This window comes from Bifidobacterium sp. SKU, assembly GCF_026016405.1.
GTDB classification, from domain to species: Bacteria; Actinomycetota; Actinomycetes; order Actinomycetales; family Bifidobacteriaceae; genus Bifidobacterium; species Bifidobacterium bifidum.
In genome coordinates this window covers 753053-774247 of record NZ_CP092890.1, presented here as the reverse complement: position 1 = coordinate 774247, position 21195 = coordinate 753053, and the positions used below count along the sequence as shown (strand labels likewise).

The 21195-nt window shown below is 64.1% G+C and carries 17 protein-coding genes; 1 reads left to right on the top strand and 16 read right to left on the bottom strand.

Annotated elements, in window-relative coordinates:
• Positions 1-123: 123 nt before the first annotated feature.
• The 5 genes from MMB49_RS03250 to MMB49_RS03230 all read right to left on the bottom strand — a co-directional run bounded on the left by MMB49_RS03250 (position 124) and on the right by MMB49_RS03230 (position 7644).
• Positions 124-1905 (bottom strand): ABC transporter family substrate-binding protein, encoded by a 1782-nt coding sequence (locus tag MMB49_RS03250; protein ID WP_047271771.1) that lies wholly within the window; start codon positions 1903-1905, stop codon positions 124-126.
• Between the two features lie 172 nt (positions 1906-2077).
• Positions 2078-4276: an ABC transporter ATP-binding protein gene (locus tag MMB49_RS03245; protein WP_047272038.1), complete on the bottom strand. Its 2199-nt coding sequence runs from the start codon at positions 4274-4276 to the stop codon at positions 2078-2080.
• 17 nt (positions 4277-4293) lie between these two features.
• Positions 4294-5238 carry an ABC transporter permease gene (locus MMB49_RS03240; protein ID WP_003812440.1) on the bottom strand — a complete coding sequence of 315 codons (945 nt, stop codon included), beginning with the start codon at positions 5236-5238 and terminating at the stop codon, positions 4294-4296.
• 21 nt (positions 5239-5259) lie between these two features.
• Positions 5260-6243, bottom strand: a complete 984-nt coding sequence (locus MMB49_RS03235) for an ABC transporter permease (RefSeq protein ID WP_003812438.1) — start codon at positions 6241-6243, stop codon at positions 5260-5262.
• Between the two features lie 396 nt (positions 6244-6639).
• On the bottom strand, positions 6640-7644 hold the full coding sequence (locus MMB49_RS03230) for a tyrosine recombinase XerC (RefSeq protein WP_047271769.1): 1005 nt from the start codon (positions 7642-7644) through the stop codon (positions 6640-6642).
• Between the two features lie 85 nt (positions 7645-7729).
• On the opposite strand from MMB49_RS03230, the gene MMB49_RS03225 reads away from it, so the two are divergent.
• Positions 7730-7981, top strand: a complete 252-nt coding sequence (locus MMB49_RS03225) for a DUF6725 family protein (protein ID WP_003812433.1) — start codon at positions 7730-7732, stop codon at positions 7979-7981.
• 73 nt (positions 7982-8054) lie between these two features.
• Here the strand turns inward: MMB49_RS03225 and MMB49_RS03220 are convergent, their stop codons facing one another.
• The 11 genes from MMB49_RS03220 to MMB49_RS03170 form a co-directional block, all read right to left on the bottom strand.
• Positions 8055-9092: a prephenate dehydrogenase gene (locus MMB49_RS03220; RefSeq protein ID WP_047271767.1), complete on the bottom strand. Its 1038-nt coding sequence runs from the start codon at positions 9090-9092 to the stop codon at positions 8055-8057.
• Positions 9086-10114, bottom strand: coding sequence for a prephenate dehydratase (locus MMB49_RS03215; protein WP_047272036.1), 1029 nt, complete (start codon positions 10112-10114; stop codon positions 9086-9088). The genes MMB49_RS03220 and MMB49_RS03215 overlap by 7 nt, the downstream gene beginning before the upstream one ends.
• A complete protein-coding gene (locus tag MMB49_RS03210) occupies positions 10114-10593 on the bottom strand; it encodes a hypothetical protein (RefSeq protein WP_047271765.1) in 480 nt (159 codons plus the stop codon). The genes MMB49_RS03215 and MMB49_RS03210 overlap by 1 nt, the downstream gene beginning before the upstream one ends.
• Before the next feature lie 577 nt (positions 10594-11170).
• Positions 11171-13093: a translational GTPase TypA gene (gene typA / locus MMB49_RS03205; protein ID WP_003812425.1), complete on the bottom strand. Its 1923-nt coding sequence runs from the start codon at positions 13091-13093 to the stop codon at positions 11171-11173.
• Positions 13094-13273: 180 nt separating this feature from the next.
• The gene (locus MMB49_RS03200; protein ID WP_003817118.1) at positions 13274-14551 is read right to left on the bottom strand and encodes a cysteine desulfurase family protein; all 1278 of its coding nucleotides are present in this window, start codon (positions 14549-14551) and stop codon (positions 13274-13276) included.
• Positions 14552-14553: 2 nt separating this feature from the next.
• On the bottom strand, positions 14554-15447 hold the full coding sequence (gene nadC, locus MMB49_RS03195) for a carboxylating nicotinate-nucleotide diphosphorylase (protein ID WP_047271762.1): 894 nt from the start codon (positions 15445-15447) through the stop codon (positions 14554-14556).
• A gap of 133 nt (positions 15448-15580) precedes the next feature.
• Complete coding sequence (gene nadB / locus MMB49_RS03190) at positions 15581-17230, bottom strand: L-aspartate oxidase (protein WP_047271760.1); 1650 nt, start codon at positions 17228-17230, stop codon at positions 15581-15583.
• Positions 17231-17282: 52 nt separating this feature from the next.
• Entirely contained in the window at positions 17283-18563 is a 1281-nt protein-coding gene (gene nadA / locus MMB49_RS03185) for a quinolinate synthase NadA (RefSeq protein ID WP_047271758.1), read from the bottom strand.
• A 117-nt stretch (positions 18564-18680) separates the two neighbouring features.
• A complete protein-coding gene (locus tag MMB49_RS03180; RefSeq protein ID WP_003812414.1) occupies positions 18681-19493 on the bottom strand; it encodes an NUDIX hydrolase in 813 nt (270 codons plus the stop codon).
• A 173-nt stretch (positions 19494-19666) separates the two neighbouring features.
• The gene (gene scpB, locus MMB49_RS03175) at positions 19667-20239 is read right to left on the bottom strand and encodes an SMC-Scp complex subunit ScpB (RefSeq protein ID WP_047272034.1); all 573 of its coding nucleotides are present in this window, start codon (positions 20237-20239) and stop codon (positions 19667-19669) included.
• A 96-nt stretch (positions 20240-20335) separates the two neighbouring features.
• Positions 20336-21190: a segregation and condensation protein A gene (locus tag MMB49_RS03170; RefSeq protein WP_013363269.1), complete on the bottom strand. Its 855-nt coding sequence runs from the start codon at positions 21188-21190 to the stop codon at positions 20336-20338.
• Positions 21191-21195 lie beyond the last annotated feature (5 nt).

Sequence of the window (21195 nt, the reverse complement as noted above, 5' to 3'; positions counted from 1 at the left end):
GCCGGCATGGCCGGCTGGGGGGGTGGTCCAACATCGTCCACACATACAAGAAGTCCCCCGTGACTTTGCAGCCACGGGGGACTTCTATATCGCTATCTCAATGAGATCGATGAATCAGACGACTCACTTCTCCCAGCCGAGGTTCTCGGGGTGAACGGTCACCATGACACGCGCGCCGGAGGAGTAGCCTGCAGGACCGTAGTTCGCAAGACCCTTCTTGACGGCGACAGTGATCTGGCCGTTCTCGAACGGGATCTGAGCGTACAGCTTCTGGGCTTCCTTCTCAGCCTTGTTGAACTGAGCAATGGCCTTGGTGCTGTCCTTGATGCCCGGGATGGACTCGAGCTCCTTGTCGATCTCGTCGGTGCCGGTGAAGGAGAAGTTGGACTCGGACTTGGAGCCGTAGAGCTGGTAAGCGGAGGACGCGTAGCCGAACGGGTCGGCAGCGGACCAGCCGAGGCCGATCATGTCCCAGTTACCAGAGCTGACGGTGTCGGAGAAGGTGTTCGAAGCCTTGATGTCGATGCTCACCTTGATGCCGACGGTCTTGGCCATCTTCTGGATGGCGGTTGCCTTGGCCTTGGTGGAGGCGGAGTCGGAGAACGTCGTGTACGTAATGGCCGCGACCTTGCCGCCCTTCTCGTAGTAGCCGTCGCTGTTCTTCTTGTAGCCGGCGTCCTCAAGGGTCTTGGTGGCGTTGGCGGTGGAGTACTTCGACTCAGCGGGCATGTTGTCCTCGTAGCCGTCCTGGAACTGAGGCAGAATCAGGGAGCCCGGGGTCTTCTCGGTCCACTCGATGCCCTGGAAGTCGATCTTCTGCAGCTGGCTGCGATCGACGCCCTGGACGAAGGCCTTGCGGACCTCCAGCGGGATGTTCTTGGTGTTGATGGTCAGCGTGTACACACCGGAGTCGTAGGAACGACGCAGGTAAGCGTCCTTCACGGTCTTCGCGCTCGTCATGGACTCAGCATCGGAAGCGCCGACGGCGTCAATCTCACCGTTCTTGAAGGCGTTCATGGCAGCGGACGGCTCCATCTGCTTGAGCACGACCTTGTCCAGCAGCGGCTTGTCGCCCCACCACTTCGGGTTCGGGGTGAAGGTCACTTCGGAGTCGGAGCTCTTGGAGACGACGAACGGGCCGGCGCCCCACTTGTCGGAGTGGGAGTCGTTCGACCAACCCTTGGAGAAGGTTTCGCCGTCCTTGGTGTCGTCGCCGGTGAGGGCTTCAGACGGGTACAGCAGGTTGAACAGGGACTGGTAGGGGTAGAAGTCCTTCTCGAACGTCACGACGGCCTGCTTGTCGGTGTCGCCCTTGGTGACGCTCTTGATCTGGTCGTAACCAGTGGTGAGGGCCGGGGTGAACTTGTCGCTCTTGCCGCTCTGGACCTTCCAGGTGGACTCGAAGTCCTTCCAGGTGATCGGGGTGCCGTCGTTCCAGGAGGCCTTGTCGTTGATGGTGAAGACAACGGTCTCAGGGCTGTCGGAGGTCTGCTCGACCTTGGTCACGTAGTTGGTGTTCGGCTTGATGTTCTCCAGGGAACCATCCGCCGGGTACTCCCAGATGCACGGCATGTAGAAGCGCCACAGGCCGCTCATGTACACGGTGTTGCCGTTGACGTCAATGGCGTTCCAGTTCGGGCCGATCTCGGTGATCGGCAGGGTGAGGGTGCCACCCTGCTTCAGCTCGCCGCGGTCCTTCGGGTTGTTGTAGGCCTTGCCCGGATCCGGCATCGGGAACGAACCGGTGTAGTTGGTGGGAACACCTTCCTGCGGTTCGGAAGTGGACTTGGCGCCGTTGTTGCTGGCGCTGCCGTTGTTGCTGTTGCCGCAAGCACCAAGCGCCAGGAGCGTGGCTGCAGCGGCGGCGAAGGCGGTGACCTTACGCGCGGTAGATGCAAAACTCATACTTTGCATTCCTCTCCTGAACAGCACGAGTTGCGCGTGCCGTTCTCTCCTTCAAAATATCTCGCAACTAGAACCGTGATGATACACCACGTTTTGTTAACATTGGCGTCACTTTTCACTTTTCGGTGAAACCAATGCAATCGGGCCGGTCATATGACCGGCCCGAAAGACTTTAGAACGGCGCGGATTCGTCGTTCACATCCAGCGGGAAGTGACAGGCGAATTCGGTCGCTATCTGGTCATCCGACGTCAAAACCGGGCGTTTCGTCTCGCACATCTTCTGCTGCTCGGGAGTGAGCCGCAGCTTGACGGGGCAGCGAGACGCAAAACGGCATCCCGGGTGCTTCTCGGACGGAGACGGCAGGTCTCCCTTGAGGATGATGCGCTGGCGGGTGCGCTCGACCACGGGGTCGGGCACGGGGATGGCCGACAGCAGCGCCTGCGTGTACGGGTGACGCGGATGGGTGAACACGTCCTCGGTCTCGCCGAGCTCGACCACCTGGCCGAGGTACATGACGGCCACGCGGTCGGAGATGTGGCGGATGACCGCCAGATCGTGCGCAACGAACAGGTATGAGATCTTCAGCTTGGCCTGCAGGTCCTCAAGCAGGTTGATGATGCCCGCCTGAATCGACACGTCGAGGGACGCGATCGGCTCGTCGAGCAGCAGCACCTTCGGATCGGTGGCGAGGGCACGGGCGATGGAGATGCGCTGACGCTGCCCACCGGAGAACTGCGCCGGGAAGCGATCCACGTAGTCGGGGTTCAGGCCGACCAGCTCCATCAGCTCGCCGATGCGGCGGTTGATCTTCTCCTTGCTCCACTTGTGCACCTTGAGCGGCTCCGCGAGCACGTCGTAGATGGGCATGCGCGGGTCGAGCGAGCTCATCGGATCCTGGAAGATGATCTGCAGGTCCTTGCGCAGCGCCTTGCGCTCCGCCTTCTTCTTGAGTTCGGCGAGGTCATGGCCGAGTACGACGATGCGTCCGTCCTCGGGCTTCATGAGGTTCATGATCTCCATCAGCGTGGTGGACTTGCCGGAGCCGGACTCGCCGACCAGCGCCAGGGTCTCCCCCTGACGAATCTTGAACGTCACGTCGTCGACGGCCGCGACCTGGCCGATGGTACGGCGGAACATGCCACCACCGGTCAGCGGGAAGTGCTTGACCAGGTGGTCGACCTCCAGCGTCACCGGGCGCTGGTCGCGCGGGACGTCGGCCCAGTCGGCGGGAAGCAGGTCGGGCACGGGGAACACGTCCGTGTACTTCATGTTCTTGTCGATGATCTCCTGCAGTCGACGGCAGGAGGCGAGATGACCGGAGCTCGCGTCCACGACTTCCAGGTTCGGCTCAGACAGCGAGCACTCCGGGGTGGCGAGCGGGCATCGTGGCGAGAACGGGCATCCCTTCGGGATGTCGACCAGCGACGGCGGGTTGCCCTGAATCGGCACGAGACGCTGGGAGGCGGCGATGTGCGGCTTCGGCACGGCGCCGAGCAGACCCATCGTGTACGGCATGGAGGGGTGCTGGAAGACGTCGTCGATGCTGGCGCGCTCGACGGGACGACCGGCATACATGACGAGGATGTCGTCGGCCGCGCCGGCCACCACGCCCAGATCGTGGGTGATGAGCACGACGGCGGCGCCGGTCTCCTTCTGCGCCTTGGCGAGCACGTCAAGGATCTGCGCCTGAATCGTCACGTCGAGGGCCGTGGTCGGCTCGTCGGCGATGATGACGTCGGGGTTGTTCGCGATGGCGATGGCGATCATCACGCGCTGACGCATACCACCGGAGAACTGGTGCGGGAAGCTGCTGAGACGCTCCTCAGGCTGCGGGATGCCGACCAGTTCGAGCAGCTCGACGCAACGGTCGTGAATCTGCTGCTTGGACATGTCGGGATGATGGGTGATGAGGCCTTCGGCGATCTGGTCGCCGATGGTGAACATCGGGGTCAGGGCGGACAGCGGATCCTGGAACACCATGGCGATACGCTCGCCGCGGATCTCGCTCATCTCCTCGTCGGTCTTGCCGATGAGCTCCTCGCCGTTCATGATGATGGAGCCGGTGACCTTGGCGTTGTCGTCGAGCAGGCCGATCAGGCTCAACGCGGTCACGGACTTGCCGGAGCCGGACTCGCCCACGATGCCGAGCGTACGCCCGCGCCACAGGTCGAAGTTGACGCCTCGCACCGCACGGCACACGCCGGCCTCTGTGGCGAAGGACACGTGCAGGTCGCGCACCTGCATGATCGGATCGCCCTTCGGCGCACCCTTTGGGCCGTTGCCTTCAAGCAGCTCGTACTGGAGGATGTCGTCGCGCACGATCTCCTTGTGCTCGCTTGAGACGCTGCCCTTTGACTTGTTGTTTTTCATCATTGTCTTTCTGAACATCAGGCACCCACCGTTCCGCTCGCACGTGAATTGGGATCAAGCGCATCGCGCAGACCGTCACCGATCAGCTGCATGCTGAACGTCAACAGGACCAGGGCGATGGAGGGGAAGACCAGCAGCCAGGGAGCGGTCTGCATGGACACGGCGCCGGACTGCAGGATGGAACCCAGCGACACGTCGGGCGCCTTGACGCCCAGACCAAGGTACGACAGTGCGGTCTCGGAGTTGACAGCGCCCACGACGCCCAGCACCGTGTTGATGATGATCATCGAGGCGAGGTTCGGCATGAGGTGACGCACGATGATCTTGAACGATCCAACGCCCATGAACCGGGCCGCCTTGACGTAGTCGCGCTCGCGCAGCGACAACGTCAGCGTTCGTATGATTCGCGCATAGCCGACCCAGCCGAACGCGGTCAGGCCGATGATCAGCCAGATCCATCCGGTGGTGGCGTTCGCGGTGCGCACGATCATTGCGATCAGCAGGAACGACGGCACGACGAGCAGCATATCGAGCAGCCACATGCCGACGCGCTCGACCCAGCCGCCGAAGAAGGAGATGGCCGTTCCCAGCAGCGAGGCGATCGCCATCGTCGCCACCGAGGTGATGATGCCGATCATCAGCGACTTGCCGAGACCACGCACCACCATGGCGTACAGGTCGGAGCCGCCGGAGTCGGTTCCCAGCCAGTGGCTGGCGCTCGGACCTGCCGACAGGGCGAGGAAGTCAGGGTCGTCATACGCCCACTTGCCGATGTTGGCGCCGAACAGCGCGAAGAACACCAGCACCAGAAGGATGATCAGTCCGACCACGGCGGAGCGCTGACGGAAGAAACGACGCGCGATCAGGCCGGCGTAACCGATGTGCTTGATATCGCCCTTCGACGTGCTCTCGTCGGACTCTTTCTGTGTCGTTTCGTTGTTTTTGACGGTTGTATCAGTCATTGTTTCTCACATCCCCTGCACTCAGCTCATCTTGATGCGCGGATCAAGCCATGCGGACACGATGTCGGCCAGCAGCGCACCGGCGAGGGTGCACACACCGCCGAACGCCGCGATGGCGACCGAGGCATTGATGTCGTTGTCGAGAATGGCCTGGATGAAGTACCGGCCCAAGCCGTTGATGGCGAAGATAGATTCGGTGATGACCGCGCCGGTGAACACCGAGGCGATGGAGAATGCGACGTTGACGGCGGTCGGAATCAGGGATGCGCGCAACGCGTGGCGACGGATGGCCTGGCGGCGGGTCAGACCCTTCGCACGGGCGGTGCGCACGTAATCGGCGTGCATCTCGTCAAGCAGGTAGGTGCGCTGCGTCAGATGGTAGGAGACCATGCCCAGAATCGTCAGCACGATGGTCGGTAGGATGATGTGCTGCCCGAAATCAGCCAATCTCAGGAACCAGTTATTTCCTGTATAACTGGACAGACCCGTCACATAGAACAGGCGGAAGCCGCTGGCGCCGTTGATGAAGATGGCGAGCATCACGACAAGCAGGGCGAACACGGCGGTCGGGATGACAAGGAAGAACGTGGCAGTGGTGCCGAACAGGCGGTCCTGCCACTTGTACTGGCGCTGCGCGGTGTAGATGCCGAGCGCCACGCCAAGCACGATGGAAAGGACTGTGGCGATCGTCACCAGCTCGGTGGAGGCAACGATACGCGGCGCAAGCGCACCGTTGACCGACCCCAGATCAGGGGACAGTCCCCAGTCCCATCTGGTGACGACACCGGTCAGCCAACGCCAATACCGAGTGAAGATATTGGTGTGATCATTGATATTGGCCAGATCCAAGCTGCGGTTGATGGACGCTGCCGGAGGGCGGGGAGTCCTCGACTCGTAATTCGAGCGCGGACGCATGAAACCAGAAGCCAGAAAATACGTACATGAAATCGCCACGAACAGCATGACGACGTAGTTGGCGAGGCGCTTGGCGATGAACTTCAGCATTGAGCCGGGGCCATCCTTCCTCCTTGTTCCGAACGACAAAAGCGTTCACTCGACTGTCGCCTTTGGATGGCGGCGTTCTTGTTGGTGACCGATTATAGCCACCCCATGTAAACGCAAAACGTGATAAGGATACGCTTCCGTCAAGATTTCGACGTTAATTACCACATTTTGTTCATATTTGTATCACATTTCAAGATTTTAAATGATGTGAACGTGCACAATTCGCCTGTTGCACCCCGGAATCATGCGGATTGCAGGGCAATCGAGGCGAAATCACGGGTTGATCGCAAGATGACCGCAGGGTAAGCGCAGGGTAAGCGCAGGATGGCCGCGGAGTTATCGCGGAGTTGTCGACGTAGGCAATCGCGGGACGATCAAGCTCGGAACGTGACGATGTCAGGCCCGGGGAAACGCCTGGCGGTACCGCTCCTTCAGCTGCTCGATCGACACATGCGTGTACCGCTGCGTGGTGCGCAACGACGAATGGCCGAGCATCTCCTGAACCTCGCGCAGGTCCGCTCCCCCGTCCAGCATGTGCGTCGCCGCGCTGTGCCGCAGCGAATGCGGGCTGATATCGGGCACCCCGCTCTCGCGGGCGGCGCGATGCACGACATCGCGCACGATACGCTGGTCGATGCGGCGGCCGCGCATGCCGAGGAACAACGCGACCGTATCGAGAGTGCCCGCACCGGCTCTGCGCAATATCAATGGTCGGCCATGCTCCTTCCAGCCGGCCAGCGCCTTCTCGGCAGGGTCGCCGAAGGGCACCACGCGCTGCTTGCTGCCCTTTCCCGTAACCCGTATCGTGCGGTGGGACCAGTCGACATCGCCGATGTCGAGCCCGACGAGTTCCGCCACGCGGATACCGGTCGCGTACAGCAATTCCAGCATGGCCGCATCACGTAGCGCCACGATTTCGTCACGCTGACTCATCTCTTCGCCCCGATGAGCCGAATCAAGGCGGGGCATCTCATCATGCCGTGTCTCGTAACGCTGCGATGAGGCGGCATGCAGCGACGCATCGTCATCCACACGGTCCATCAGGCGCTCCGCCTGGGCCTCAGTCAGCACCGAAGGCAACGTGTCCGGCAGTTTCGGCGTCATCAGCACGGCCGCCGGGTCGGCCTCGATCCTGCCATGCTCATGCGCCCAAGCGAAAAACGAACGGACCGACACGACCTTGCGGGCCATGCTGGAGCGGGCGTGGTCGCGGGTCTCGAACGCCATCCATCCACGCAGGTCGTCGGTCGTGACCTGACGCAGATCTGCGATGCCGCGCGACGCCAGTGCATGCAGGCACTCCCTGACATCGGTGCCGTACGCCTTCACCGTATTGTCCGACAATCCCCTGTTGGCCCGCAGATACGCAAGGAACGCGGACAGATCACCATCGCCATCCATGCACACTCCTTTCTTTGCCGATTCTATCCCGCAAAACCGCGTTTCACCCACTAGAATGGAACAAACCGACGGCAAAGGAGTCCCCATGGCAATTCCCAATGAAATCCCTGCCAACGCGCGAGTGGTCGTCCGAGTGTCCGAAGGGGTCGATCCGACCGACCATCGCATGAAATACCGCGATTACGTCGGACACGTCACCTCATGGGACGGTCACACGTTGGATATGATCCGCGACGCGGCGGCCAACGGGTCACGCCCCGAACATCGCGTGACCATCGACGCCGACACCATCATCACTCTCAAACCCGTCCCCGAACGCCACTTCACCCGCCCCTGAGCTGTGGTGCCGTCAAGCCCCTAGTCAGCCCGTGGCCGACTAGGGGTGGTCTATCGTCAAGTAGCCCGCAGCATCACATCGCGCTGCGACGCTGCACGCAGGCGGTATAGTCGTCGCCGAAACGCAGGATATGCTCGCCGCGGCGGGCGGAATCGAGCAGTGCCGCCTGCCATCCCTCCGCGGGTATCGTCAGGTCGAAGACCGGCCCGTCCCCGTCCGCACCGCTTCTGACCGCGGACTTGTAGTCACGGAACGGCTGTCCATCCGCGAAAAACGCGGCGATGGCACCTGCATCTGCGCCATGCAATTCGTCCGCGACCTCGGTAAGCCGCGCCGCCATCATGCGCAGCAGTCGTTCCACATTGTCGGCGTCCTCTTCGACCATCGCACGGGTGCGGTCCGGATCGGTCAGCGCGACGCGCGTCATGTCCCTCCAGCTTCCCGCGGCGAGCGCAGCCGCGATGTTGCGGTCCGGGTCGTCGGTCAGCTGGTTGATGAGCGCCGTGGCGACGACGTGCGGCATGTGTGAGATCAGCGCGGCAGCGCGGTCATGGGTATCGTCGTCGAGCACGATGACGCGGTTGCCCACATCGTCGGTGATCATCCGCGCGACGGCGAGAAAACGACGGTAATCGGTGTCGCCATCCACGGTCATGGCCCACAGCGCGTTGTCGTAGAGCGACGGGGCGGCGGCGGCCCATCCCGAGAGCTCGTTGCCGGCCATCGGGTGCGCGCCGACATAGCGGCCCGCCAGACCCGCGTCCCGCACCTGATCGCGGACCATCATCTTGACACTGCCCACATCGGTGAGCGTGATGTCCTGATACGGTTCGAGCAGCGGCCGCAACTCGCCGAGGATCGCCGGCATCGCCTTCAGCGGGTTGCACAGCACGATGACCTCCGGCTGCGCTTCGACCAGTTCGGCGAGCGTGCGCATGCAGCGTATGCCATCGGCTTCGGCCTGGGCGTATGGATGCGGGCGATGGTTCCACGCGACGACCGACACCCCGCGGACGGCGAGCCTTCGGGCCAGCGACCCGCCGATCAGGCCGAGTCCGATGACTCCGACCGTGAGCCGTGCGGCGGCCGCAGTATCATGACTTCCTACCACAGCAATTCCCTTCGCGCAGTGTCGCCTTCCGTCCATGTGCCGGGCGCGGCCGGCTCGCGGCGCACTCCCCCGTTGGGCAGCGACCACGCGTAGATCGGTGGGTTCGGCCGTTCGCGGCGCGGATACACCGCCAGCGTCTTCACCCAATCGCCATGGTCGACGACCTGTGTCAGCACGTCGCGCAGGTGTTCCTGCCAGGGCGCTGCATCGATGGTCGCGATGAAACTGTACGTGCCGTCGCGTCCCTTAATCGGGCGAGATATGAAACTCGTCATGTTCAGACCGGCGTCGCGCAGCACGTCCAGCAGATTCGCGAGTACGCCGGGGCCTGTGCTCAGCGGTATGAACGCGATGATCGATTCGTATTCCGAAACGGGGTCGGTCGTCGCCCCTGGAGCCGGCATCGATCCCACGGTCTCATCCCCGGCCGTCCGTGATGCCCGCTCGCGCAGCACGGTGATGGCCTCGTCCCGCGGGGCGAGTGCCAGGAACTCGGTGCGCGCGCCGGCATAGTCGCCCACGGCGCAGGCGACGCGCGTCAGATTGTACAAATCGCCGCAGATGCTCGGTCCGAGCGCCACCTGGCCGGGCTCAAGGTCTCGGCAGGCGGCACCATTCGACGATGCCGGCAGCTGCTGCAGCTGATGGTCGGCCGTGAAACGGCGGCATTGCGCCAGCCCGTGCGGATGGGCGGTGACGGTACGGCAATCGGCGAGTGATGTGCCGGGCAAGGTGAAGGCATCGAATGACACGTTCACGCCGACTCGGGCGAATCCGACCACGTTGTCAGCGTCGATGAGCGCGTCGAGGTTCGGCACGACGTACCCTTCCACGTTGTTTTCCCACGCGATGATGCCCCAGTCACCCCGACGCTGCACCGCGTCAAGAATCGTCGGGACGTCCGGCTCGGGTGTCAGCGTCACGGATGCGCCGGATGGGCGGATCGTCTTGGCGGCCTCGATCGCCGCCTGATGGGTGAACGTCCCGGTCGGCCCCAGGAAATGCAACGTATACTCGGCCATCATCGGCTCTCCGCCAGCGTGTCGGGAGTCTGCCGGGACACGGACAGCTGCGATGGCTGCTGCGAATTCTTGTCGTCGGTCTTGTCGTCGGTCTTTCCATCGGTCTTGGGCGTGATGGCGAACCATCGCGCGGGCAGGAACATCAGCATCAGCTGGACGACGATGCAGCCGATCAGCCACAGGTATCCCACACGCTGGGAAAAATACGGCACCGATGATCCGCTGAATCCGACCGGCGTCAACGCGTCGTCGGTGGATTGCACAGCGATCAGCCATACCGTGCCGGACGAGGCGATCAGGTGCAGGGCGAGACCGACGACGTCAAGCCGCGAGCGTGCACACCACGCCGATATGCCAAGAATCAGGAAGGCGAGCACCAGTCCATACGGAATGTTGGCCGAAGCGCCCATGCGATGCGCGAATGTGCTGACGATGCCGCACAGGATGCCGGCAACGACGGTGACGAGTCCGCGCAGCACGGGGCTGAGCCGATGAGACCAAGGCAGAATTGAACGATCATCCGATTGAGTCATGGTCACCAGTATAAGGAGATGCGCTGTATCGGCGCGGTGAAATCTCGCTCCGCTGGCGCAATGAGCCGTATGGCAAACAGCGGAAGCCGTGTCCGCAGGCCATCCAATTACAGGCCAGAAGGCCCGGCGAACTCATATCTTGCCCCCGCTGGCGGGACATAACACCATGCCGCTGCCGCAGAACATGCCACACCAGCGTCAAAACAGGCAAAAACCGCATTGTGTGGCCAACATATTGCCACACAATGGAATGTTAGCCCTAACATTCGCTGGTATGGCAACAGGCAAAATCATAGAAACCGCCATTTTCCAACGATGAACAAATATTCGTCCCGATCGCAGGAATTTCCGTCGTACCACACCAGCCCAAAAAACGCCGAAATCGGCCTGGTGTGGCACACAGACCCGTCAGAACAGCCCCTCGAAAAACAAAAACGGAGAGCCCAATGGACTCTCCGTAATCAGAAGCAAGCAGACGGGCGCGCAATCAGCGCCCGCGACGATCGTCAGAACGACAACGCCGTCAGGCGTTGTTGTTCTGACGACGCTGCTTTGCACGCCACTTGTACCAGTCCTCACGGCTGAGGATGATCTTGCGCACGCGAATCGCCTCAGGGGTGACCTCGACGCACTCGTCCTCATTCGCGAAGTCGAGCGACTCCTCAAGGCTCATCTTGATCGGCGGAGTCAGCGTTTCCAGCACGTCGGCGGTGGAGGAACGCATGTTGGTCATGTGCTTGGCCAGCGTGATGTTCACGTCCAACTCGTCCGGCTTGTTGTTGATGCCGACGACCTGGCCCTCATACACGTTGGACTGCGGTTCGACGAAGAAGTTGCCGCGGGCCTGCAGCCGCTGCATGGCGTACGGGGTGGCAACGCCGGCGCGGTCGGAGACCATCGAGCCGTTCTGGCGGGTGACGATGGCACCGGCCCACGGCGCGTAGCCGGCGGACAGCGAGGAGGCGATGCCGGTGCCGCGCGTGGCGGACAGCAGCGCGGTGCGGAAGCCGATCAGGCCACGGGACGGCACGGTGAACTGCAGACGCACCCAGCCGGAACCGTGGTTGCTCATCGAGTCCATGCGGCCCTTGCGGTCGGCCATGAGCTGCGTGACGGTACCCATGTATTCCTCGGGAACGTCGATGGTGGTGTTCTCCATCGGCTCGTTGATCTTGCCGTCGATGGTCTTGGTGACCACCTGCGGGCGGCCGACGGTCAGCTCGAAGCCTTCGCGGCGCATCTGCTCGGCGAGGATGGCCAGCGCGAGCTCGCCACGGCCCTGGACTTCCCAGGCGTCGGGGCGGTCGGTGGGCAGCACCTTGATCGACACGTTACCGATGAGCTCGCGGTCGAGACGATCCTTGAGCATGCGGGCGGTAAGCTTGTGGTCCTTGCCTTCGCGGCCGGCCAGCGGGGAGTCGTTGGTGCCGAAGGTCATCGAGATGGCCGGGTCGTCGACGTGGATGAGCGGCAGCGGCTTCGGGTCGTTCGGGTCGACGATGGTCTCGCCGATCATGATGTCGTTGACGCCCGCGACGGCGACGATGTCACCGGGGCCGGCGGATTCGACGGGAGTGCGCTCCAGGCCCTGCGTGCGCAGCAGTTCGACGACGCGGAAGTTCTCGATGGAACCGTCCACGCGGGACAGGCCGTAGGTCTTGCCCTTCTCCAGCGTGCCGTTGTAGATACGGACCAGGCCGAGTCGTCCGAGGAAGTCGGAGGAGTCGATGTTGGCGACGTGCGCCTGCAGCGGCGCGCCCTCCTCGTATTCGGGGGCGGGGATGTACTTGATGATGTCCTCGAACAGAGGCTCAAGGTTGTCGTTGTCCGGCAGGCCGCCGTTCTCGGGCTGGTTGACGGACGCGTAGCCGGCCTTCGCCGCGCAGTAGACGACCGGCAGGTCAAGCAGGTGGTCAAGGTCGAGGTCGACGCCTTCCTCGATGACGTCCTGGGCGAGGCCCAGCAGCAGGTCGGTGGATTCGGAGACGACCTCTTCGATGCGGGCGTCCGGACGATCCACCTTGTTGACGCACAGAATCACCGGCAGCTTGGCCTCAAGGGCCTTGCGCAGCACGAAACGGGTCTGCGGCAGCGGGCCTTCGGAAGCGTCGACGAGCAGCACGACGCCGTCGACCATCGAGATGCCGCGCTCGACCTCGCCACCGAAATCGGCGTGGCCGGGGGTGTCGATGATGTTGAGTGTGATGCCGTCCGGGTAACCGTACTTGGCCGCCAGCGGACCGGTGTATTCCACGGCCGTGTTCTTGGCCAGGATGGTGATGCCCTTCTCGCGCTCCAGATCGTTGGAGTCCATCACACGATCCGGCACCTCCTCGCGCTCGTTGAACACGTGGGACTGCTGGAGCATCGCGTTTACCAGCGTGGTCTTGCCGTGATCGACGTGTGCCACGATAGCCACATTACGAATATCACCGCGAACCGCCATAGAAACCTCTCTTAATTGATTCTTCGCGTAACCGTTCGGTACTTGTTTTGGTTCATATCTGTACTTACACGCAAACCGGCATAAGCCTAGCGATACGCCTTGACACACAACCGAACCGCCCTCCGACGGGTAACAGCACACGTTGCCCCCGCAGGGATCGTTGACTGGAGACCATGTGCACTAATGCGTCAGCTCGGTGTAGGAGTCTTCCAAGGCCATGGAGATGCGCTCGATTTCCTCCCGTGTGAGGGGACGGCGGAATGTCATACGCAGGGCGGATTTGGCGATCTGCGGTTCCAGCCCCATGGCAAGCAGTGTGCCGGGAATCTCATGACGGCCAATGGCGCAGGCGGATCCGGACGAGGCGGCTATGCCTCGGGCGTCCAGATCGACAAGCAGAGCTTCGCCGGTGACTCCGGGGAAAATGAATGACGCATGTCCCGGCAGACGACTGACCGGGTCGCCGGTGAGTTCGGCGCGAGGCACCACCCGCCGCACGGCGTCAATCAGCATGTCGCGGGAATCCGTCAGTTCCCGGTACTGCGCCGCCATGCGCGCGTTCGACTCGTTGAGCCCTATGGCGAGCGCCACCGCACCGGCCACGTTCTGCGTGCCGGAGCGCAGCCCGCGCTCCTGACCGCCGCCGGAAAGCACCGGCTCGATCGGGGTTCGACCGCGGACCAGCAGCGCCCCCAGTCCCTTGGGCGTACCGAACTTGTGTCCGGACACGCTCAGCGCGTCCACATCCCAATCGCGCATGCGGAGGGGAATCTGCCCGGCCGCCTGCACGGCGTCCACATGAATGGGAACCCCGTGCGCGTGGGCGATGCGGACCAGCTCCTCCACGGGTTCGACGGTGCCGACCTCGTTGTTGGCCAGTATGGCGGAAACCAGCGTGGTGCGTTCACCGGCCTCGCCGTCGAGCTCCTGTTCGAGCGCGTCAAGGTCGAGGTGAGCCTGACCGTCCACGGGAATGTGCACGACTTCGAAGCCGAACCATTCGTGCAGCCATTGCGCCGATTGCGCGACGGCCGGGTGCTCGATGGATGAGATGATGATGCGCGGACGGCGGATCGCCGGATGTTCACCGGCCTGCGCGGGGTTCACGCCGGACGGCTCGTCATCGATTCCGGCAAGACCGTAGACCGGCTGCAGGCCGAGTGCGCGCATACGTGCCATGGCGATGCCCTTGATGGCCAGATTGTCCGACTCGGTGCCGCCGGAAGTGAAGATCACGTCGTCCGGGCGGGCGCCGAGACCGGCGGCGAATGAGGCGCGGGCGGCATCAAGCGCCCTCGCCGCCGTCTTGCCGGGTTGATGCACGCTTGCCGGGTTCGCGTATGCGTCGGTCATGAACGGCATCATCGCTTCGATGACGTTCCTGGTCACCGGCTCGGTGGCAGCGGCGTCCAGATACAGTTCGTCGGGTTCGCCGGATGCATTGGGAGTGTCAGCCATGGCTAGTTCCAGTCCAATCCGAGGTCGATGCTGCGTACGCTGTGCGTCAGCGCGCCCACTGAGATCACGTCCACACCGGTGGCGGCCACGGCCGGCACGCGCTCCATGCTCATGTTGCCGCTGGCTTCCACGATGGCCTTGCCGTTGATGATATCCACGCCGCGGCGGGTGTCATCGAGCGAGAAGTTGTCGAGCATGATGGTGTCCGCACCGCCGGCGAGCACGGCGGGAATCTGCTCAAGCCGGTCGACTTCCACTTCGATATGCGTGGTGTGGCCCACCTGTTCGCGCACGTGGCGGATCGCGCCGGTCAGGTCGATGCCGCGTGCGGCGAGCGCCGCCAGATGATTGTCCTTCATCATCACCGCGTCGGACAGCCCGTAACGGTGGTTGTGGCCTCCGCCGCAGACCACGGCGTATTTCTCGAACGGGCGCAGGCCGGGGGTGGTTTTGCGCGTGTCGACGATGCGAGTGCGCTCGTAGCGATGCGGCCGGGTGACGGTCCCGTCATGTCCGTCATCGTAGATGGCGTTGACCGCGTCCACGAAGGAGGCGGTCATGGTGGCGATGCCGCTCATGCGCTGGGTGAAGTTGAGGGCGATGCGTTCGGCGGCGAGCAGGTCACGTACCGGACCTTCCACGGTGGCGAGGACCTGGCCGCGCTGGAATCGCTCCCCGTCCGCGATCAGGGGCGAGACGCCGATACCGGGATTTTGCGCCGTGAAGGCGGCCGTGAACACGGCGATGCCGCTCATCACGCCCCTCTCGCGTGCGGTGAGGTGCGCCGAGCCGGTTTCGTCCGCGGGGATTGTGGTCTCGCAGGTGATGTCGCCGTAGGGCGCGTCTTCGGCGAGCGCCGCCTCGATGGCGGTGCGGATGATGTGTTGCGTAAGCATGATCGGGTCTTTCTTGATATGGACTGCTGTCGTTCTTGCGGGATTAATCGCAATGCATCGGGTCAGGGTACCGAGACCACTCCGGCGGCGTGCAACGACAGTCCGGTGCCAACCGACAAGTGAGCAAACAGCGCTAGGCGTTGATGTAGGCGATGGATTGGGCCCACTCGTCGCATGGCTCGGGATAGTCGGTGCGGGCGTGGGCGCCGCGCGACTCGGTGCGGCGCAGCGCGGCGTTGGCCTCGACGTAGCCGACGGTGAGCAGGTTGCGGTTTTCCAGGCGGGTGATCGGGTCAGGCTCACAGGCCGTGGCAGCGGGTTCCGTCGCGTCGGCATCGGCCAACGCCAGGCCGGTGCCGAGCTGGTCGATGGCCTGGCGCAGGCCGTCGCCGTCGCGCAACACGCCCACGCCGGCCCACATCGTGTTCTGGATGCGGGTGCGATCCCAGATGGCAGGCCGGCCATTGGCCCCGGCACGCTCATCGGGGGCCGGCATGCTCAGCTCGACCGGCGTGTCGCTGACGATGAGGCCGGTGGCCGAGTTGGAGAACCAGACCGGGTTCCACACGGAACCGGCCGGATCGTTCACGGCGGCGAGTCCGGCGCGACGACCGTACACCAGTCCTTCAAGCAGCGAGTTCGACGCGAGCCGGTTGGATCCCATCACGCCGGTGCGGGCGCATTCGCCGGCCGCATACAGGCCGGGGATGCTCGCGCGACCTTCCAGATCGGTGCGGATGCCGCCCATGTAGTAGTGCGCGGCGGGCGCGACCGGAATCGGCTCCTTGCTCCAGTCGAAGCCGAGAGAACGCGTATAGGCGTCGATGGTCGGGAACCGGTGACGCAGGAACTCGGCCAGATCCGGGTTCTCGCGGCGCATCGGCGAGACGTCGAGCATCACGGGCTTGCCGCCCTGCGCCTGCATGACGCGGAAGTTCTCGCGGGCCACCACGTCGCGCGGCGCGAGTTCGGCGCGCTCGTCGACACGGGTCATGTACCGTTCGCCGTGCTCGTCGAGCAGCACCGCGCCCTCGCCGCGTACCGCCTCGGAAACGAGGAAGTGCTCGCCCACGGCCATCGCGGTGGGGTGGAACTGGTAGAACTCCACGTCGGCGACCTGTGCGCCGGCACGCCATGCGGCCGCCAGACCGTCCGCGGTGGCGACGGCCGGATTGGTGGTGTACGGGTAGAGACGTCCGGCGCCACCGGTGGCGAGGATGACTCGTGAAGCGGCCATGTCGGCGCTGCGGAATGTCTCGCCGCCCCTGACGAGCAGCCGCACGCCGGCGATGGCGCCGTCGCGCACAATCAAATCCTCAAGGAACGCATGCTCGATGATGTGGATGAGCGGATTGGCCCGCACCATGGCGGACACATCCAGTTCGACCACCTTGCCGGTGGCGTCTCCCCCGGCGTGCACGACACGGGCCCGCGAATGCGCGGCTTCGAGGCCACGCAGCATGTGGCCTTGCGCGTCACGATCGAAATGCACGCCCGCGGCGGCGAACTGCCGCACACGGTCGGCGCCCTCGCGGGTCAGTATCTCCACGGCACGGGGCTCGCACAGACCATGCCCCGCGGCCATCGTGTCGGCCGCGTGCAGTTTCGGGTCGTCGTCGGCGAAGACCGCCGCGGCGATGCCGCCCTGCGCATGGTAGGTGTTGGATTCCACCAGGTCGGCCTTGGTGACCAGCGTCACGTCCTGGCCGGCATCGGCCACCGCCAGCGCCGCGGAAAGGCCCGCGACGCCCGCGCCGACTACGACGATTTCAGCGTTGCTCATTGTGCTGCTTCCTCAATGTTGTTGATGTGCTCCCGTTGACGGGAGCTTGCGATCACGGGTGCACCTGGAGCATGCGCTCCAGAGCCACCTTTGCCTCGCGTGCGGTGTCGTCGTCCACGGTGATGCGGTTGACGATGTTGCCCTGTTCGATGTTCTCCAGCGCCCAGGCGAGGTACGCCGGGTGGATGCGGTACATCGTGGAGCACGGGCAGACCACAGGATCCAGGCAGAACACGGTCTTGTCGGGGTACTGCGCGGCCAGGCGGTTCACGAGGTTGATCTCGGTGCCCACGGCGATGGCCGATCCGGCCGGCGCGTTGGCGATCTCCTTGACGATGTACGCGGTGGAGCCGGTGCCGTCGGCCGCGTCCACGACCTGCATCGAGCACTCCGGGTGCACGATCACCTTGACGCCCGGGAACGCGGCGCGCGCCTTCTCGATCTGTTCGACGGTGAAGCGCTGGTGCACCGAGCAGAAGCCCTTCCACAGGATCATCTTGGCCTTGGCGTAGTCGGACGGGTCGGTCGCGCCGCCCTGCGCCTTGTACGGGTCCCACAGCGGCATCTCGCTCAGCGGAATGCCCATCGCGCGGGCGGTGTTGCGGCCCAGATGCTGGTCGGGGAAGAACAGTACGCGCTTGCCGCGCGCGAACGCCCATTCGAGCACGGCGTGCGCGTTGGACGAGGTGCACACGATGCCGCCGTTGCGTCCGCAGAACGCCTTCAAGGCCGCGGACGAGTTCATGTAGGTGACCGGGATGATCTGCTGACTGCCGTCCGCGTCGGGCTTGGTGCCGCAGATCTCGCCGAGCTGGCTCCAAGCCTCCTCGACCTGGTCGATGTTGGCCATGTCGGCCATCGAGCAGCCGGCGGAGAGGTTCGGCAGCGTCACGGTCTGCTCCGGCGTGGAGAGGATGTCGGCGGTCTCGGCCATGAAATGCACGCCGCAGAACACGATGTGGTCGGCGTCCGGGCACTGCGTGGCGTTCTTGGCCAGCTGGAACGAGTCGCCCACGTAATCGGCGTGGCAGATGATCTCGTCACGCTGGTAGAAATGCCCCAGAATCAGTAGCTTGCTGCCGAGACGGGACTTGGCCGAGCGAATGCGCTCCTGCAGCTCCTCGTCGGAGGCGTTGCGGTACTCCTCCGGCAGCACCTGCTGGCGAGGCGCGTTGTGCGGCAGCTTGTCGAGCATGGACGCGCCCGGCCCGTAGCTGGGCTTGGTGGTGTCGAAATGCCACGGATCCTGGGTCAGGCCGGCGTCGCAGGTGCTCTGCGCACCGAGGCGGGCGATGATCTCATCCACTGACAGGGCGGACAATGTTGCGCTCATGGTGTGTTCCTTTCTCTAAGGCGTGCGGGCACGCCAACGTATCTGACAACCGGGTGGCCGGCCAAAATCAATATGCGGTTATACGGCACGGACGCGGGTCTTGCCGCCCGCCTCCCGTCATGCGCGTGCCGATGGCATCAACGCGGACAGCGCGTCCTCGATGCGCTGGCCCTCCAGCTCCTCGATGGTCGGCGCGTCGCGTGGCGGCCCGACGGGCGGGGCCGTCGACGCGCGGGAACGGTCGGGGTTGTACCGGTACACGGCCGCCGGGCGGTGGCGGCCATCGCGCAGTTTCTCGCCGGTATCCTCCAGCTCGCCGGACAGCAGCATGCGACGCCGGAAATTCGCCACGTCGATGGCCTCGCCGGTTATGGCCTCATACACGTGATGCAGCTGGCGCAGCGTGAACGTGTCACCGACCAGCTTGGTGGCGATATCCGGGTATTCGATCTTGTTGCGCAGGCGCCACAACGCATAGTCGATGATCTGCCGATGGTCGAAGGCCAGTTCGGGAAGCTCGTCCTCGGGGAACCACCGGACGTTGTCCGCCTCGGTGAAATCATGGGCTTCGGCCTTGCCGACCAGCGCCCAGTAGACGATGGAGACCATCGGCAGGCCACCGTGCGATCGCGCGGGATCGCCGAACGTATACAGCTGTTCGAGGTAGCGAGGATGCAGGTCCGTGGTGGTCTCCAACGCGTGGTAGGCGGACTGTTCCAGCGAACGGTCGGCGCGCAAATCGCCGCCCGGCAGCGCCCACCGCCCCAGAAACGGCTGGCGCACGCGGCGCACCAGCGGCAGCCACAGACGCGAGGGCATCGCGTCACGGCAATCCGACGCGGTCTCCTCCGGCCCCAGGGCCAGGATCACCACGGAGACCCCGACGGCCGGCGGTTGCATCCGCCGCTCCGACACGTTTCCGCCGACCATGCATGCCCACTTTCCGACTGGTGTGCTCTCCAGTTCAAGACCAGAGCATATCACTTATAGTCAACATGACTTTAAGTGGTGTGTCATGCGAGGCCGCGGAGGCGGCATAACCTACATACGCTGAAACACCGACCACCCCAGTCGGCTTACGGCCGACAGTCCTCCGGCAACTCCTATTCGCCGTCGGGGACGTTGGTGGTCTCGCGTTCGGGCAGGAATGGGGCGAGCGGGGGCAGCTGGTCGAGCGACTCCAATCCGAGATGTTCCAGGAACAGGCCGGAGGTCACCAGCAGCGCGGCCCGGGAATCCTCGTCCACGCCATCCTCGCGAACCAGTCCGCGCACTGTCAGCGAACGAATCACGCCGTCGGAGTTCACGCCGCGGATCGCCGCGACCTGGGCGCGCGTCACAGGCTGCTTGTACGCCACGATGGCCAGCGCCTCCAACGCTGCCTGCGACAGGCGCGCGGTCTGCCCGTCAGTCACGAACGCCGACACCACCTGCTCGTATTGCGCCCGGCTCGCGAACTGCCAGCCACGCGCGGTATGCCGCAGCTCGAAGCCGCGCCCCTCCTCGTCATACTGCGAGCGCAGACGCTCCAGCGCGGCACGAGCCTCCTGCTCGCCCACGCCCAGAACCCGCGCCAGGTCGGCGGCGTGCTGCGGCTGGTCGGCGGCCATCAGAATCGCCTCCATGCAGGCCCTCAGACCGCCCGGAAAGTCCTCCGCCGTGAATTGCGCATCCATCACGTCACCTTTCTCGCCCACAAAACGTCGAGATATAAAAAACCAAACCGCTATTTTCCAATACGACGCCGCCTGTATCTTCACGTTTTGCGAGCCTCATGCGAAGTCCCCCTCCGCGATGTCGACCACACCGGCGTCCCGGGCGTCTTCGACCCAGCGCAGATGCAGCGTCTCGAATGGCCCGGCCTGCCGAAACTGCAGCACGCCTTGCTTGAAGAACACCAGAACCGCCAGAAAACGCGCGACCACCTCTACACGGCGGTGTGCGTCACGCGTCAATTCCGCGAACGTCATCGAACCGCCGGCCGGCAACGCCTGCAACCGGTCGCGCACGACCGCCGCCTGCGCGCGCAGGTCGACAAGCGGCACATGCAGCTGATGCAGCGACACCTCGCTGGCCGGCGCGTTGGCGAACACCTGTGCGGCGATGCGCGCCAAGTCCTCTGCGCCCAGCGACCATGCAAGCTCCGGCAGCATCGCCGCGACACGTTCATCGACATATGCCGGATGCGGGAACCTGCCGGCATTGGCAGCGAGCCGGGCGCGAAAATCGCCGGCCGCCTGTTTGAACGCACGATACTGCAACAGCCTGGCGAACAGCAGGTCACGCTCACGCAGCGCTTCGAGACTCTGCTCGTCGCGCTCCCCATCCGTCTGGTCATGCGGCAGCAGCGCCGCGCTCTTCGCCTCGACGAGCACCGAGGCGACATCGAGGAACGCGCTCGCCTCCTCCATGTCGCGCGCGAGATCCAGCGTGCGCACATAGGCAAGGAACTCCTCGGTGATCTCCGACAACGACACCTCGGTGAGCTCCAGCCGCCGGTTCGCGATCATGGACAGCAGCGCGTCGAAAGGCCCCGAATAGACCTCCAGTTCGACGGAGAATCCCGGGGAGACGGCGGCATCGCCTCCGATCTCGCCGCCGTCGGCAGGTTCCGTCAACTCGCTCATCGCAT

What these genes read in the sequence shown, in the direction of transcription:
- MMB49_RS03250 (WP_047271771.1), bottom strand. Translation starts at nt 1,905, where the DNA reads ATGAGTTTTGCATCTACCGCGCGTAAGGTCACCGCCTTCGCCGCCGCT.
- MMB49_RS03180 (WP_003812414.1), bottom strand. Translation starts at nt 19,493, where the DNA reads ATGGTCGGCGGAAACGTGTCGGAGCGGCGGATGCAACCGCCGGCCGTC.
- MMB49_RS03230 (WP_047271769.1), bottom strand. Translation starts at nt 7,644, where the DNA reads ATGGATGGCGATGGTGATCTGTCCGCGTTCCTTGCGTATCTGCGGGCC.
- MMB49_RS03170 (WP_013363269.1), bottom strand. Translation starts at nt 21,190, where the DNA reads ATGAGCGAGTTGACGGAACCTGCCGACGGCGGCGAGATCGGAGGCGAT.
- nadC (WP_047271762.1), bottom strand. Translation starts at nt 15,447, where the DNA reads ATGCTTACGCAACACATCATCCGCACCGCCATCGAGGCGGCGCTCGCC.
- MMB49_RS03200 (WP_003817118.1), bottom strand. Translation starts at nt 14,551, where the DNA reads ATGGCTGACACTCCCAATGCATCCGGCGAACCCGACGAACTGTATCTG.
- typA (WP_003812425.1), bottom strand. Translation starts at nt 13,093, where the DNA reads ATGGCGGTTCGCGGTGATATTCGTAATGTGGCTATCGTGGCACACGTC.
- nadA (WP_047271758.1), bottom strand. Translation starts at nt 18,563, where the DNA reads ATGAGCGCAACATTGTCCGCCCTGTCAGTGGATGAGATCATCGCCCGC.
- MMB49_RS03245 (WP_047272038.1), bottom strand. Translation starts at nt 4,276, where the DNA reads ATGAAAAACAACAAGTCAAAGGGCAGCGTCTCAAGCGAGCACAAGGAG.
- nadB (WP_047271760.1), bottom strand. Translation starts at nt 17,230, where the DNA reads ATGAGCAACGCTGAAATCGTCGTAGTCGGCGCGGGCGTCGCGGGCCTT.
- scpB (WP_047272034.1), bottom strand. Translation starts at nt 20,239, where the DNA reads ATGGATGCGCAATTCACGGCGGAGGACTTTCCGGGCGGTCTGAGGGCC.
- MMB49_RS03240 (WP_003812440.1), bottom strand. Translation starts at nt 5,238, where the DNA reads ATGACTGATACAACCGTCAAAAACAACGAAACGACACAGAAAGAGTCC.
- MMB49_RS03215 (WP_047272036.1), bottom strand. Translation starts at nt 10,114, where the DNA reads ATGGCCGAGTATACGTTGCATTTCCTGGGGCCGACCGGGACGTTCACC.
- MMB49_RS03235 (WP_003812438.1), bottom strand. Translation starts at nt 6,243, where the DNA reads ATGCTGAAGTTCATCGCCAAGCGCCTCGCCAACTACGTCGTCATGCTG.
- MMB49_RS03225 (WP_003812433.1), top strand. Translation starts at nt 7,730, where the DNA reads ATGGCAATTCCCAATGAAATCCCTGCCAACGCGCGAGTGGTCGTCCGA.